This is a genomic window from Micromonospora sp. MW-13 (assembly GCF_003434305.1).
In the GTDB taxonomy this organism is placed as follows: Bacteria; Actinomycetota; Actinomycetes; order Mycobacteriales; family Micromonosporaceae; genus Micromonospora.
The window spans coordinates 1-14,390 of sequence record NZ_QKKX01000010.1; the positions used below are offsets into that span (position 1 = coordinate 1).

At 73.6% G+C, this 14,390-nt stretch carries 13 protein-coding genes; 3 read left to right on the plus strand and 10 right to left on the minus strand.

The window, feature by feature from the left end:
- Window positions 1-188: 188 nt before the first annotated feature.
- The 4 genes from C5N14_RS07820 to C5N14_RS07835 form a co-directional block, all read right to left on the minus strand.
- Complete coding sequence (locus tag C5N14_RS07820; RefSeq protein ID WP_117667016.1) at window positions 189-1,256, minus strand: ABC transporter permease; 1,068 nt, start codon at window positions 1,254-1,256, stop codon at window positions 189-191.
- Window positions 1,253-2,146, minus strand: a complete 894-nt coding sequence (locus tag C5N14_RS07825) for an ABC transporter ATP-binding protein (RefSeq protein WP_117667018.1) — start codon at window positions 2,144-2,146, stop codon at window positions 1,253-1,255. The genes C5N14_RS07820 and C5N14_RS07825 overlap by 4 nt, the downstream gene beginning before the upstream one ends.
- 81 nt (window positions 2,147-2,227) lie before the next feature.
- Window positions 2,228-2,893, minus strand: a complete 666-nt coding sequence (locus C5N14_RS07830; RefSeq protein WP_117667020.1) for a response regulator transcription factor — start codon at window positions 2,891-2,893, stop codon at window positions 2,228-2,230.
- Window positions 2,890-4,182, minus strand: coding sequence for a sensor histidine kinase (locus C5N14_RS07835; protein ID WP_243639289.1), 1,293 nt, complete (start codon window positions 4,180-4,182; stop codon window positions 2,890-2,892). Before C5N14_RS07835 ends, C5N14_RS07830 begins: the two co-directional genes overlap by 4 nt.
- A gap of 249 nt (window positions 4,183-4,431) precedes the next feature.
- Between C5N14_RS07835 and C5N14_RS07840 the strand changes: the two genes are divergently transcribed.
- Window positions 4,432-5,808, plus strand: coding sequence for a lanthionine synthetase LanC family protein (locus tag C5N14_RS07840; protein ID WP_207892645.1), 1,377 nt, complete (start codon window positions 4,432-4,434; stop codon window positions 5,806-5,808).
- A gap of 48 nt (window positions 5,809-5,856) precedes the next feature.
- On the opposite strand, the gene C5N14_RS07845 is transcribed toward C5N14_RS07840, so the two are convergent.
- From C5N14_RS07845 to C5N14_RS07860, 4 genes are all read right to left on the minus strand, one after another.
- On the minus strand, window positions 5,857-7,434 hold the full coding sequence (locus C5N14_RS07845) for a Na+/H+ antiporter (protein ID WP_243639290.1): 1,578 nt from the start codon (window positions 7,432-7,434) through the stop codon (window positions 5,857-5,859).
- Between the two features lie 259 nt (window positions 7,435-7,693).
- Window positions 7,694-9,292, minus strand: a complete 1,599-nt coding sequence (locus C5N14_RS07850; protein ID WP_117667024.1) for an MDR family MFS transporter — start codon at window positions 9,290-9,292, stop codon at window positions 7,694-7,696.
- 71 nt (window positions 9,293-9,363) lie between these two features.
- Complete coding sequence (locus C5N14_RS07855; RefSeq protein ID WP_117667026.1) at window positions 9,364-9,987, minus strand: TetR/AcrR family transcriptional regulator; 624 nt, start codon at window positions 9,985-9,987, stop codon at window positions 9,364-9,366.
- Window positions 9,988-10,134: 147 nt separating this feature from the next.
- Entirely contained in the window at window positions 10,135-10,911 is a 777-nt protein-coding gene (locus tag C5N14_RS07860) for a hypothetical protein (RefSeq protein WP_117667028.1), read from the minus strand.
- Window positions 10,912-10,928: 17 nt separating this feature from the next.
- Here C5N14_RS07860 and C5N14_RS07865 point away from each other — a divergent pair, with 17 nt between their 5' ends.
- On the plus strand, window positions 10,929-11,378 hold the full coding sequence (locus C5N14_RS07865; protein WP_207892646.1) for a hypothetical protein: 450 nt from the start codon (window positions 10,929-10,931) through the stop codon (window positions 11,376-11,378).
- A 132-nt stretch (window positions 11,379-11,510) separates the two neighbouring features.
- Window positions 11,511-12,299: a hypothetical protein gene (locus tag C5N14_RS07870; RefSeq protein ID WP_243639292.1), complete on the plus strand. Its 789-nt coding sequence runs from the start codon at window positions 11,511-11,513 to the stop codon at window positions 12,297-12,299.
- On the opposite strand, the gene C5N14_RS31705 is transcribed toward C5N14_RS07870, so the two are convergent.
- Both C5N14_RS31705 and C5N14_RS07880 read right to left on the minus strand, forming a co-directional pair.
- Window positions 12,239-12,748 carry a hypothetical protein gene (locus C5N14_RS31705; protein WP_165878046.1) on the minus strand — a complete coding sequence of 170 codons (510 nt, stop codon included), beginning with the start codon at window positions 12,746-12,748 and terminating at the stop codon, window positions 12,239-12,241. The genes C5N14_RS07870 and C5N14_RS31705 overlap by 61 nt on opposite strands.
- Before the next feature lie 524 nt (window positions 12,749-13,272).
- Window positions 13,273-13,821, minus strand: coding sequence for a carboxymuconolactone decarboxylase family protein (locus C5N14_RS07880; RefSeq protein WP_117667036.1), 549 nt, complete (start codon window positions 13,819-13,821; stop codon window positions 13,273-13,275).
- Window positions 13,822-14,390: the final 569 nt, after the last annotated feature.

Consider the following 14,390-nt stretch of genomic DNA (forward strand, 5'->3'; position numbering starts at 1 on the left):
ATGACGGGCACCATTCGGCGACCGACTCTCGTCGGGCACTTTCCTGGGGTTCGGCAGGCCGCCCGCCGTGGTCTCCCACTTGGCGTCCGTTTCCCTGCCGGCGCCGAACATTACCCCCTCCCCTCCGCCCCGCCAAATCGGCCCCCCTCCCCACTCCGGCAAGGGCCGATCCGGCGGGGCGGGGCCGCTCAGCCGATCGGCTCGCGGTCGCGCCAGGCGCGGCGCAGCGTCACCCGCCCGTTGGTCCGCAGCAGGGCGCCCTCGTACAGCCGGGCCCCCACGGCCAGGCAGCCGGCGGTGGCGGCCAGCAGCACCAGCAGCGACAGCACCGGCTCCCAGCCGGCAGCGTCGCCGGTGAACAGCCGCAGCGGCATCGCCGTCGGCGCGGAGAACGGGACGTAGGACAGGATCCGCATGGCGAGCGGGTTGTCGTTGAGGAACAGCACCGCGAAGAACGGCAGCATCACCGCGAGCTGGACCGGCATCGACACGCCCGCGATGTCCTCCTGCCGGCTGGCCAGCGCACCTGCGACGGCCCACAGCGCGGCGAGCATCACGAAACCGATCACGAAGAACGGCACGAACCAACCCAGCGCCGGGCCGAGCAGCGGCAGGATGCCGCCCCCGCCGTCGGCGATCCGCATGCCGGTGAGCGCCACCGCGACGATCAGCGCGATCTGCCCGAGGGCGAGCACCCCACCGGCGATCACCTTGCCGGCCAGCAGTGCCCGCACCGGCACGGCGGCGACGAGGATCTCCACGATCCGGGTCTGCTTCTCCTCGGTCACGCTCTGCGCGATCTGCACGCCGAAGAGCTGGGAGGTGAAGAAGAACGTCATGGCGAAGGCGAACGGGACGAGGAACGCGGCCAGCGGGTCGAGGGCGTCGGGGTCCAGCAGCCGCACCGGCGGCTCGGTGCTCAGCGCGCGGACCACGTCGTCGGGACGCTCGTCGAGGGCGAGGACCCGCGGGCCGGCGACCACCGCCGCGTCGACGTCGCCGTCACGGACCAGCCGCTCGGCGGTGGCGTCGTCGGCGACCGGGCGGACGTCGAGGCCGGCCTGGCGCAACGCGTCGGCGTCAGCCGCGGTGGACACCGCCACGGTGGTGGGCCCGCCGGCGAGCAGGGCCGGGAGGATCGCCGAGCCGGCGGCGAAGAGCAGGAAGAACAGCGTACTGATCAGGAAGGTCTTGTCGCGCAGCTTGACGCGGATCTCGCGGGCGGCGACCAGGCGGACGGCGGCGAAGGTGGTCACTGGGTCAGCTCCCGGAAGATCTCGGCGAGGGAGGGGGCGACGGGGCGGAAGGCGCGCACCGGGCCGCGGTCCAGCGCGGCGTGCAGGACGCGCTGGTCGTCGTGGCCGGGCGCGAGGTCGAACACGGCGCGGGCGCCGTCGAGGTCGACCAGGGTGGTCCCGGGCTGGTCCCGCAGCCATCCGAGGTCGCCGTCCACCACCAGCTCGTAGCGGGGCTGGGTGTACGCGGCGCGCAGCTCGTCGCGCGGGCCGGCGGCGCGGACGGCGCCACCGGCGATGACCACCAGGTCGTCGCAGAGGCGCTCCACGACGTCGAGCTGGTGGCTGGAGAACAGCACCGGAACGCCCGCGGCGGCCCGCTCGCGCAGCACGGTCACGAGGGTGTCGACGGCTGCCGGGTCGAGCCCGGAGAACGGCTCGTCGAGCACCAGCACGTCGGGGTCGTGGACGAGGGCGGCGGCGATCTGGGCCCGCTGCTGGTTGCCCAGGGACAGCGTCTCCACGAGGTCGCCGGCCCGTTCGGTGAGCCCGACCCGGTCGACCAGGTCCGTGGTGTTGGCGCGGGCCTGCTCGGCGGTCAGGCCGTGCAGCCGGCCGAGGTAGACGAGCTGGTCGCGGACGCTCATCTTCGGGTAGAGGCCGCGCTCCTCGGGCAGGTAGCCGAAGCGGCGACGGGCCTGCCGGGTCAGCGGGGCTCCGCGCCAGGTGACGGTGCCGGAGTCGGGCGCGAGCACGCCGAGGATGATCCGCATGGTGGTGGTCTTGCCGGCGCCGTTGGCGCCGACGAAGCCGGTCATCCGGCCGGCCGGGACGTCGAAGGAGACGTCGGTGAGGGCGCGTCGGTCGCCGAAGCTGCGACTGACGCCCTCGACGCGGAGCAGGTTGATCATGCGTGCGACGCTAGCCGTCGCCGGGGTCTCCTGCCGTCCGGCCGCGGACGGATTCGGGCGTCCGCCGCGGGGTGGACCGGCTCACCCGCCGGGGCGCACCACCCCGTGCTCGTACGCGAAGACCACCGCCTGTGTGCGGTCGCGCAGCCCGAGCTTGGCCAGCACCCGGCTGACGTGGGTCTTCACCGTGGCCTCGCCGAGGTACAGGGCGGCGGCGATCTCGGCGTTGGTGACGCCGCGGCCCAGCAGCTCCAGCACCTCGCGCTCGCGCGGGGTCAGCCCGTCGAGCAGGGCCGGGTCGGTCCGGGGGGCGCGCCCGGGCGGGGCGGCGAAGGTGGCGATGACCCGTCGGGTGATCTCCGGGGCGAGCAGGGCGTCGCCACGGTACAGGATGCGCACGGCGTCGACGAGGTCCTCGGGGGTGCCGTTCTTGAGCAGAAACCCGCTGGCCCCGGCCTGGAGGGCGGCGAAGAGGTAGTCGTCACGGTCGAAGGTGGTGAGGATGAGCACGGCCGGTGCCCCGGGTGCGGCGGTGATCCGGCGGGTGCCCTCCAGGCCGTCCACGCCCGGCATCTCCACGTCCATCAGCACGACGTCGGGGCGCAGCGTGGCGGCCAGCTCGGCGGCCCGCGCGCCGTCGGCGGCCTCGCCGACCACCTCGATGTCGTCCTCCACCTCAAGGATGACCCGGAAGCCGGTGCGGACGAGGCGCTGGTCGTCGGCGAGCAGAACCCGGATCGCGCTCACGCCGCCCTCCCCGCGGCCTGCCGGGTCAGCGGCAGGCGGGCCCGGACGCGAAAGCCGTTGCCGGTGCGGGGACCGGTCTCCAGTTCCCCGTCGTGGGCGGCGATCCGTTCGCGCATGCCGACCAGCCCCATGCCGTCCGGGTTGGTCGGGGCGGTGCCCCGGCCGTCGTCGCTGACGTCGACCTCCAGTTGGCTGGCGAGGTAGCGGATGCGTACGTCGATCATGCTCGCCCCGGCGTGCTTGACGGTGTTGGTGACGGCCTCCTGCACGACCCGGTAGGCGGTGTGCGAGACGGGGCCGGGCAGCGGGACGGGGTCGCCGTAGACGCCGACGTGGGTACGCAGGCCGGCGGCGCGGGCGGTGTCCAGCAGCGTGGGGATCCGGTCGACGCCGGTCGTCGCGGGCGGTTCGTCCGGTTGCGGGCCGCCGGGCTGGCGCAGCAGGCCGAGCATCCGGCGCAGCTCGTCGACGGCGCTGCGGGCGCTCTGCTCGATCGCGCCGAGGGCGGTGCGGGCCTTGGCGGGGTCGCGGTCCAGGACGCGCCGGCCCGCGGCGGCCTGCACGCCCATGACGGAGACGTGGTGGGCCACGGAGTCGTGCAGCTCGCGGGCGATGCGGACCCGCTCGGTGAGGATCGCGCGTTCGTGGGCCTCGGCCTGGGAGCGGCGTAGCTGCTCGGCCTGGGCGGCGAGCTGGTGTTCGCGGCGGGCGGCGGTCCACGCGGTCTCGCCGAAGAAGTACGCGAAGCCGAAGATGAGGACGTTGAGCAGGACGCCGTTGACGATGGCGGCGAGCACGGGTGGCACCGGGCCGGCGGCGTCGGCGAACGCGCCGGGCGGCAGGTTGGAGACGCCGACCGCGTACGCGAGGGCGAGCCAGGCGAACATGGCGGCGATGACGGCGATCCGGATGGCGCGGGAGCGGCGCCGGTCGGGCCCCCACGCGCCGAGGGTGTAGATCGCGGCGAACAGGGCGCCGGAGGAGAGCTGAGCCTCGGGGGCGGAGCGGACCTGGCCGGCGATGAACGCGACCGCGACGGCCACGGCGACCACCTCGGGCCGGCGGCGTCGCCAGGCCAGGGGAAGGGTGACCGCGACCGACCAGAGGAGCCGCTCGGGCCACGACGGCGGGTCGCCGAGCACGAACAGGCCCGCGCTACTGGTCAGGGTGAGGTTGAACAGCGCGACGACCGCGACGGCCAGCCCGATGTACAGGTCGTGGCGTTGCTGCTCGGGGGTGGGGCCGGGGCGGCGCCACCCGCTGTCGCCGGGCGTCGGTGCGGTGCTCACCCACCGGACCTTTTCACGTGCCGGGGACGGCGGTGGGGCGGGGCCTCCCCCTGCTTCTGCTGGGGCGGGTGGTGCGCCGGCCGTGACGGACATCACCCGCGGTTCGACTCCCGCGCCAGGGTCGCCGCGGCGTTTCCCGAGGCGGTGGACCGGGCGGACCTCGTCGAGCTGAACCCCAGCCCGGCCCGCCGGGATCCGCGGCGTGCCGGGCGGCCCCCCGGTCCCGGTCGGCGCCGGTACGGTGGCCGGGTGACGGACGCAGCCGGGTATCGCGAGCTGGGCGAGGCGGGGTGGGCGTGGGTGCTCGGCCAGGTCCGCGAGGACGAGGGGCCGTGGCTGCCGGAGTCGGTCGCCGACGACGCGCCGCCGGGCGGCCCGGCCGGGGACCGCGACTCGTTGTACGCCGGGATCGCCGGCCTGGCCCCGGTGCTGGCCGAGGTCGAGCGGCACCGGGCGCTGACCGCCGCCGAGCGGTCCCTGGCGACGGGGATCGTGGCCCGGCTGTCGGCCGGGGCGGCGGTACGCGCCGAGCCGTCCCTGAGCGACGGGCTGGCCGGGGACGTGGTCGCGCTGCGGTTGCTCGCCCCCGGCCAGGAGGGGGTCGCGCTGCGCCGGCTGGCCGAGCTGCGCACCCCGGCGGGGTGGGACACCACCCTCGACGTCGGGCCGGGGCACCGGGGACCGCTCACCGATCTGATCATGGGTACGGCCGGCGTGGTGCTGGCCGCCGCCTGGGCGGGTGGGGACGACGCCCCCGGGATCATGTCGGCTGGTGGGGAGGCGCTGCTGCGGGTGGCCGAGCCGACCGCCGCCGGGCTGGACTGGCGCCTGCGGCCGGGGCACCCGTCGAGCACGCCGAACTACTCGCACGGCACGGCGGGGGTGGCCACGGCGCTGGCGGTCGCCGGGCACGCGCTGGGCCGGGACGAGTTCCTCGACGCTGCCTGTGCGGGCGCCCGGCACCTGCTCGCCGTCGGCTGCCTGGACGACGACGGTTTCGTCGTGCCGCACACGATCCCCGCTTCGCGGCGGGAGGTGGAGCCGGTGACGTACGGCTGGTGCCACGGGCCGACGGGGACGTCGTACCTGTTCGCCGCGCTGGCCTTCGCCGGGGTGGAACAGGTCGCCGGGTTCCCGGTCGGTGAGCTGCGGCGACGCTGCCTGCGTTCGGTGCTCGCCGCGGGGCTGCCGCACCGGCTGCGCCCGGGGTTCTGGGACAACGACGGCCGCTGCTGCGGTACCGCGGGGGTCGGCGACATGCTGCTCGACGCCGCCCAGGACTGCCCCGACCCGGCTGCGGCGACGCTGCTGCTGCGGTCCGCCCGGACCATGGGTGACGCCCTGGTCGAGCGGGCGGTCCGCGACGACGCCGGCGCCCGGTGGCGGTTCGTGGAGCACCGGCGGGATCCGCCCCTGCTTCCGCCCGGAACGGCGTGGATGCAGGGCGCCGCGGGGATCGCCGCGTTCCTGTTCCGCCTGGCCCGGGTGTGCGAGGCGCCGGCCAGCGCCGTCGTCGTCGACCGGCCCGAGCAGTGGTGGGCGGTCCCGCAGCGGCTACGCGTCGCGTCCGCCGGGGCGGCGGCGGGCGGACGGCCGGCACCGCGGCCCCGGGGGCTGCCCGCGTAGCCGGTCCGGCGACGGCGCGGGCCGGTGGATCGGACGGGCCGGTGGTCGTCACTCGGGGGTGGCCGGGCCCAGCAGCCGGATCTCCTCGATGTCGAGCGCGGCCTGGAGTTCCCGCAGCACCGTGTCGTCGATCTCGTTCGTGTTCCGCAGCCGGGTGATCTCGCGGCGCTTGCGTTCCAGCACGCCCAGCCGCAGCCGGCGCTCGAGGTCACGGGCCTGCTCGGACGTCTCCCCCACGTCGGCGGCGCGGATGCCTTCGAGGTGGGCCTGGTAGTCGACGCGCACCCGGTCGACGACCTCCGGTGCCACGTCCAGCCCGCCCGCCACCTCCGGCAGCGCCGCCAGCGCGACCTCGATGGACCGCAACCGGGCCCGGCGCACCTCGTCGACGCGCTGCTGGTCCCCGACGAGGCCCGCCCACCGGACCACGAGCGGCAGGGTGGTGCCCTGGACCAGCATGATCAGCACGATCACCACCGCCGTGCAGAAGATGATCAGATCGCGTTCGTGGACCGGCTGCCCGGTGGGGGTGGTCAGCGGCACCGCGAGCGCCGCGGCCAGGGACACCGCGCCCCGGAAGCCGGCCCAGCCGGCGGCCGTGCGGATCCGCCAGCCGACCCGCAGCTCCCGCTGCGACTTGCGGCGGTCGATCAGCCTCAGCAGGTTCGCCGACAGGTGCAGCCAGGCCATCCGGGTCGCCAGCACCGTGGCGGCGACCGCCACGGCGATGACCAGCGCCCGCGCCAGGAACGTGCTGGGGACCCCGCGCAGCGCGCGGGGGATCTGCATCCCGAGCAGCACGAACAGGCCACCGTTGATCAGGAAGGTGCTGAGGTCCCAGAAGGCGAAGGCCATCACCCGGGAGGGCGCGCGGATCACCCGGGGTGCGGCGTAGGCGAGCACCAGGCCCGCGACGACCACGGCGAGCACGCCGCTGGAGTGCAGCTCCTCGGCGATCAGGAACGCGACGAACGGGGTGAGCACGCTGAGCGTGCCCTCCCGCAGCGGGTCGTCGAGGCGACGGCGTACCAGGACGACCAGGCCCCCGACCGCCAACCCGGCCGCGACGCCACCGAGGAACGATCCGGTGACCCGCTCCAGCAGCGGCAGCGGCCCCGGCGGGCCGCCGCCGGTGATCAGGCCGACCGCGACGGCGAACAGGACCAGCGCGGTGCCGTCGTTGATCAGGCTCTCCGCCCTCAGGATGTTGAGGAACCGGCGGGGCAGCCGCTTGGCCAGGCCGGCGACGGCGGCGGCGTCGGTCGGGGCGAGCACGGCGCCGAGCACCCAGGCCGCCGGCCCGGCCACCCCGACCGCCTGGGCGACCACCGCCACCGCGACCATGGTGACCGCCACCAGCGCCACCGCGAGCAGCATGATGACCACCAGGTTGGCGCGGATCTCCCGCAGGCTGACGGTGAGGCTCTCCCGGTAGAGGATCGCCGGCAGGAACAGCAGCAGCACCACGTCCGGTTCGAGCACCACGTCGGACAGCGGCGGGGCGAGCGCCAGCAGTCCGCCCATCCCGATCAGCAGGACGGGCGGCGCGACGCGGTAGCGCCCGCCGAGGGTGGTGCCGACCAGCACAGTGGCCGCCAGCACCACGATCAGCACGAGCCCGGTCACGTCGTCCCCTCGTCGCCCCGTACGGCCGGCGTGCGGCCGGCCGGGTCGAGGGGGGTCTCGGGCGTCCGCCCCACCATGGTTCTACGGCGGCCGGACACCGGAGGCTGAAACGGGCCTATTGGCGCGACGGCGGGGGCGGACCGAGGGGCCGGGCCGGAGCGAGGAAGCCGTGGGCCGGTGGGCGGACGTCGGTCGGGGCGGCGGACGTCGACCGGCGGCCCGGATGCACCGGACCGTCGATCGGGTCGTACCGCGTCGTTCAGTGCGCCGGCGGCGCCGCGGCGGCGGCCTCCTCACGGGCGAGCCGCTCGCTGCCGCTGAGGGTGTGCAGCGGCTTCTCCCGGATGAACAGCACCGTCACCAGGGCGAGCAGGGCGAACGGGGCGCCGATCAGGAACAGCTCGGCGGTGGCGGTCCCGTACACCTCCTGCACCACCCGCAGCACCGGCGCGGGCAGCGCGGACAGGTCGGGCACCTCGGTGGAGCCGCCCTCGGGGGCGCCGGCGCCGAGCGGCCCCAGCTTCTCGGCGCTCAGCGCCGCCACCCGGTTGGCCAGGACGGCGCCGAGGGCGCTGACGCCGATCGCCCCGCCCATGCTGCGGAAGAAGGTCAGTACGGAGGTGGCCGCGCCGAGCTCCTGCGCGGGCACGTCGTTCTGCGCGGCCAGCACCAGGTTCTGCATCAGCATGCCGACGCCGGCGCCGAGCACCACCATGTACGCGCCGAGCAGCACCTCGTTGGTGCCGGCATCGATGGTGGCCAGCAGCAGCATGCCGAGGGTCATCACCACGCCGCCCGCCACCAGGTAGCGCTTCCAGCGGCCGTACTTGGTGATCAACTGACCGGCGATGGTCGACGAGACCAGCAGGCCGAAGATCATCGGCAGGCTCATCAGGCCGGCCACCGTCGGCGACTTGCCCAGCGCGATCTGGAAGTACTGGCTGAGGAAGACGGTGCCGCCGAACATCGCCACGCCGACCAGCGTGCTGGCGACGGTGGTCAGCGTCACCGTCCGGTTGCGGAAGATGGCCAGCGGCACGATCGGCTCGGCCGCCCGGGACTCCACCCAGACGGCGAGCGCCAGCAGGGCCAGCCCGCCCCCGACCATCAGCGCGGTCCAGCCGGAGGCCCAGGCGAACTGGTTGCCGGCCAGCGACGACCAGATCAGCAGCGTCGAGACGCCGGAGGTGATGAACAGGGCGCCGAGCCAGTCGATGCGGACGGTGCGGCGCGAGGTCGGCAGGTGCAGGGTGCGCTGGAGCAGGACGATGGACAGCAGCGTGAACGGCACCCCGATCAGGAAGCACCAGCGCCAGCCGAGCCAGGAGGTGTCCACCAGCACGCCGCCGATCAGCGGGCCGGCGACGGTGCCGACGCCGAACACGGCGCCGAAGATGCCCGCGTACCGGCCCAGCTCGCGGGGCGGGATCATCGCCGCCATGACGATGGTGGCCAGCGCGGTCATGCCGCCGGCGCCGACCCCCTGCACGATCCGGCTGACGAGCAGCACCTCGACGTTCGGGGTGAACCCGGCGATCAGCGAGCCGACCACGAACAGGCCGAGGGAGAACTGGATGAGCAGCTTCTTGCTGTAGAGGTCGGCCATCTTGCCCCACAGCGGAACGGTCGCCGTCATCGCCAGCAGCTCGGTGGTGACGATCCAGGTGTAGACGGTCTGGGTGCCGTTCAGGTCGGCGATGATCCGCGGCAGCGCGTTCGCCACGACGGTGGACGCCAGGATCGACACGAACATGCCGACCATCAGGCCGGAGAGTGCCTGGAGCACCTCTCGGCGGGACATGCGGCCCGTGCCGGCCTCGGCGGGCTCGGCGGTCTCGGGCACGGCAGGGGCGGTCATCGACGCTTCCTCACAGGGTTACGGGTTCCATGGGGCCTCCGGGCGGGTCGCCCGGAGGAGATGCGAAACGGTCACCGGGCCGGGCCGGGCTCCGGCAGGCCGGCGGCGAGCGCGGCGAACGCCTCGTCGGCCAGGTCGGCGAGGTCCCGGTCGTCGCGGTGGGTGGCCCACCGGGTCATCGCCGCACGCAGGGCCGCGCCCGCGACGGCGGTGACCAGCCTCGGGTAGGGGTGGTCGGGACCGACGCCGAGCCGCGCCGCGAGGACGTCGACGATCGCCTGCTCGGTCGCGGCGTTTCCGGCGATCAGTCGCGGCAGCAACGCGGGGTTGCGCGTCACCACCTCCATCCGCAGGGACCACAGCTCACGGTCGGCGCGGATCTCGTCGATCACCTCGTCGAGCGCGTGCCGCAGGGTGGTCAGCACCGGCTGGCCGGGCGGGGCTGCCGCGACCCGGGCCACGAGCCGCACGCCGCCGCCCGCGGGGTCGCCGACCAGGGCCTCGTCCTTCGAGGCGAAGTAGTTGAAGAAGGTGCGCGCGGAGACGTCGGCCGCCGCGCTGATCTCCTCCACCGTCACCTGGTCGAGGCCCCGCTCGGCGACCAGACGCAGCGCCGCCTCCGCCAGGGCCGCCCGGGTCTGCCGTTTCTTGCGGTCCCGCAGGCCGGGGGCGGGCGGGGCGCCGGGGGTCGTCACGCCGGCGACACTACAAATCACCTTGCAGAGAGTGCAAGTTTTTAGTTTGTGAAGTTTTGGTGCCGCGACGGCGGGCCGTGCGGACGACGGGCCGCGCCGCCGGTGCCCGACCGGGCGCTGCGGCCGCTTCGCACCCGGTTCGGGCGGTCAGGAGAAGCGCTCGATCGTGACCGGGATGAGCCCCTGCATCCGCAGCGCCGTGGTCAGCTCGCGCAGCAGCGGCCCGAGCGGGTCGGCGCCGCCGGCGAGGTCGGCGTTCAGGTCGAGGCACCAGGGGCCGCCGGCGCCGATCCGGCGCAGGTGCCAGGTGAAGGAGTCGGTCCCGATCCGGCGGGCGGCCACCCCGATGATCCGCGCCCCCGGGTCGGCGGCGGCGGCCGTGCTCGCCATCCGCCAGGCGCCGCCCAGGTTCGCCAGCCCGTCCGGGCGCAGGTCGGCGGCGAACAGGACCCGGTACACGCGGCTGTCACGCTGCCCGACGCCGGCCGGACGGGGGCTCAGCCGCAGCGGGGCCGCCGTGGACAGCGGCTGCCCGTCCTGGAAGTGGCCGCGCAGCGCCTCCTCGCCCGGCAGCTCGCCGCCGCCGAGCCGGCGGTAGGCGGCTGCTGCCTCGTGCCGTGGCACCCCGACCACCCGGCGGCGCAGGTCGGCGTCCACCCGGATGCTTCGGCTGAAGGCCGCGCAGTCCCACCAGTGGCCGTCCGCCGGTGTCCACGCGGCGGAGTCGAGGCGCACCGCCGCGCAGTCCTCGCCGAGCACGAACTCCTCGACGACGAGCCCCTCCGGGGCGGCCGAGCCCGCGCCCGGCCCGTCGGGTTCGACAAGGTAGTAGTCGAGCGCCGGCTGCGGGACCCGGGCGGCGGGGCCGGCCCGGCGCGCCGGCGCGCCGCCGGGCCGGCTCTGCTCCGCATGCCATGTCGTCACCGCTGCATTGTCGACCGGTGCCGCCCGCCGGCCCGGCCGACTCGCCGTACGCTCCGTCGGGCTGGTGGCACTGGAGTCGCGACCGGTTCCAGCCGCCCGCCCCCGCCAACACCACCATCGTCTCCTGGCCGGACATGCGGGAGTACGCCCGTGGCTACGCCACCGCACACCTGGCCCTGGGCAACGGCCAGCCGGCACAGCTCTTCTCCTCCTACGACCAGCAGACGGTCGAAACCCAGCTTCCGCTGGATGCGGCTGCGACACCGCCGCCCTGCAACGGTTCGACCCGGTCGGCGAACGAGGGGCCCACGCGCGACGCCATGACGGTCAAGGTCCGCGGCGCGGCGGAGCGCTTCGGCCGCAGGTTCCACCTCATGTACGACGTCACCGGCCGGACGTCGATGCAGACCCAGATCAAGGACGACTGGACCAACCGGATGTCCGCGCACACCGCCTCCCCGGCGTAACGGCCGGCCCGTGGTCTGCGTCTGGGGCTTCGGCTTCAACGACGACGGCCGCCCTTTCGCGCCCGCCCCCTGCCTCGACGTGGTCAACTGGTTCAAGGCCCCGGGCTGCTACGTCGTCGATAGTCTGTGTTCGTGGTCGAGATGCCGGGAGTGCGGTGGGGTGGGAAGGCCGCGCGGCGATTGGCGGGGCTGGGCTCGGTCCGGATCGGCCCGGGCCCGACCGGCGAGGAGTTGGCCCGGGTCGAGGAGCAGTTCGGGTTCGAGTTCGCTGATGATCACCGCTCGTTCCTTGCGGCGGGGCTGCCGGCGGGCGGCGGCTGGCCGGACTGGCGCTACGGCGATCCGGACGGCTTGCGGCAATGGCTCGCGCTGCCGCGGAAGGGCGTGTTGGAGGCGGTCAGGTCCAAGGGCTACTGGGCTTCGAGTTGGGGCGTTCGCCCGGACGGCGTGACCGATGCCGAAGCCGCTGCGGCGGACCACCTCGCCGCGGCGCCCTGGCTGGTTCCGATCTTTGGCCGTCGGTACCTGCCCGCCGGTCGTGGGACCTACGGGCATCCGGTGTTGTCCGTGTACGGGGCCGACGTCATCTGCTGGGCGCCGGCCCTGGTCGACTATGTACTGCAGGAGTTTGGCGAGGGCGGTGTCGGCAGAAGGTACTCATACGAGGGCTGGGAGATGTCGGCAAGCGCAGAGTTCTGGGCGGAGTACCTGGCGTGGCCGGCTCTCGAACCGAAATTCGCGAGGATTTGGCACGCTCCAGCGCCGCGCCGACCGCATACATATCGGCATGAGCGCGCTTCGCGGCAGATCCGGATGCCGTCCGTCCCCCGACGCCTCTTGGTGTCGCTGGTCGGATACCTTCAACAGCGCCCGGACCGAAAGATCCGTCGGTCCTCCGATCGTGTCGGGCGCGAGAGCTGAACCATGTCGTCGACAACGTCGGCCGGCTCCGTCACCTGGAACAGGTCGACCGGCGGCGGACCAGCCAGATAGGCGACGTTGATCACCCATTTCTGGTACTGCCACTCGCAGTTGCCCCAGTACTCCCAGAGCCGGAAGTTGAGGCGCCAGCGCCCCCATTGGCCGACCAGCAGACGGAGCACCGTGTCATTCGGGCGCGGCGGGAAGACAGTGAAGCACTGACACCAAACATGGGTGTCGCCGGTTACCACAAGCTGCCCAGCCACCATCTCCAACTGCACGCCAGCCGAGCTGAACGGCCCGGCTTCCGGCAAAGTGAGCCTGGTCGCCGTCTGTTGCACCGCGAAGTCGTTCTCCTCACGGGCAACGACCTGGTGGACAAGCACCTCGGCTCGGCCCCCGGGTGGTGGCAGCTGGAGTGCCTTGGCGGCTGCATTGCGTCGCGCCACCCTTCGCACACCTCGCGACCGCTTCACCCATTCCTCAGGGGCGGCCGGGGCACCGGGAGGCAGCCTGAACACCTCCGCCAGGGCGTTACGTCGTACCGCCCCGGGTGCGCCTCGCGACCGCTTGGTCCATGCCGTCAGCACCCGCTGGACCACGATCATCAGCCGACTCTCACAAATCCTGTCAGGACGGTCAAGCGAAATGCGTCGAGGGAATCTCAGTCAACGCGGGACGCGGGGGACGCCCATCGGACGAGCAGCCACACGTGTCCGGCCGGTCCCAGACACCACTCCTGGTCGCCGGCGATCTGCAGCAGGGCGCGCAGTTTCGCGGAGATCGGAGCGTTGTCCAGGTCGGCGTGACCCTGGTGGACCAGGACCGGTCTCCGGCCGGTACCGGATCAGTCCGTAGATGCCCAGGTAGACGTGCTCGTCCTGGCGGAGGTCGATATGTGCCATGCCCTGATGCTCCGGGCCTGCTCGTGGGGCGGGCGGGGTTCGGCCCAGTGGCGCCGGCCGGATCGTCGTCAGACGACCTGCCGGTAGCCGGTGGCGACGATGCGCTCGGACGCTTGCGCGTACCACCCAGGGTCGGCCGCCCGTTGGGTGCCGAGGCCGTCGACGTACCGGTTGAACATACAGAAGGCCGCCGCGATCAGCACCGTGTCGTGGATCTCCAGGTCGGTGGCGCCCTCGGCACGGGCGGTCGCGACCAGTTCGGGGGTGACCTCGCGTCCGCTGACCTGGACGGCGGCGGCGATGTGCAGCAGGGCGCGCAGCTTCGCGGAGATCGGGGCGTTGTCCAGGTCGGTGCGTACCTGGTCGACCAGGGTCATGCCATCGTCGAGCTGCGCCGCCGCGTACGCCGAGTGCGCCGAGCAGCAGTAGGTGCACTCGTTACGGCCGGAGACGTACGCGGCGATCAGTTCCCGTTCCCCGGGGGTGAGCGGGTGCGGTCCGCGCAGCAGCACCTCGACCAGCTCAAGCAACGGTTGGCCGGTCTCCGGCCGGAAGCGCAGCGGCCCACGGACGCCTGGGAACTCGGTCTCATCCACCCCGAGATCGATGTATGCGATGAGGTCACTCTCCTGCATCTCGAAGCCGGTCCCTGATCGTGGCTGAGGATCGAATCTAGTGAGTCCACCGCGGCATCTCAAGGGTGTGCGGTGTGCTGTCCGCTGGGCGTCCAACGGGGACCGTCGCCGGGTCTCATACAGATCTTGGCGGTGTGGCTGGCGCAAGCGGTGGTGGTCGGCGTGGTCGGCGCGGCGGCGTCGGCGTTCGCTACTGGCCAGCCTGCCGGGCATCACTGCCACCGGAACCGTCACCGACCGGGCCGGACGCACCGGGGAGGTGCGCTGGCCGCCGCGGTATTCACTGCGGTGAAAATGGGCGGCCTTGCCAGGCGCGTCACCTGACCATCCGACAGAGTGCTCTGCCCTTCAGGGCGGGGTGCAGGCCCGCACCTCGGGTAGCGTCGGAACGCACGTTGCCCACCTCGGGCGAGCTGCCCGAAGCGAGAGGGTGAGGGGTATGGAATCTGTGATGGTCAGCGCGGGTGGGTTCCAGGCGGCCAGCTATTCGGGCAGCCCCATGTCGCCCCGCGGCCTGTTGGTCGCCGTGGCGTTGGTCGTCGTGATGATCC

Coding starts and splice junctions, on each gene's coding strand:
- C5N14_RS07825 (WP_117667018.1), bottom strand. CDS start 2,146: ATGATCAACCTGCTCCGCGTCGAGGGCGTCAGTCGCAGCTTCGGCGAC.
- C5N14_RS07850 (WP_117667024.1), bottom strand. CDS start 9,292: ATGACCGCCCCTGCCGTGCCCGAGACCGCCGAGCCCGCCGAGGCCGGC.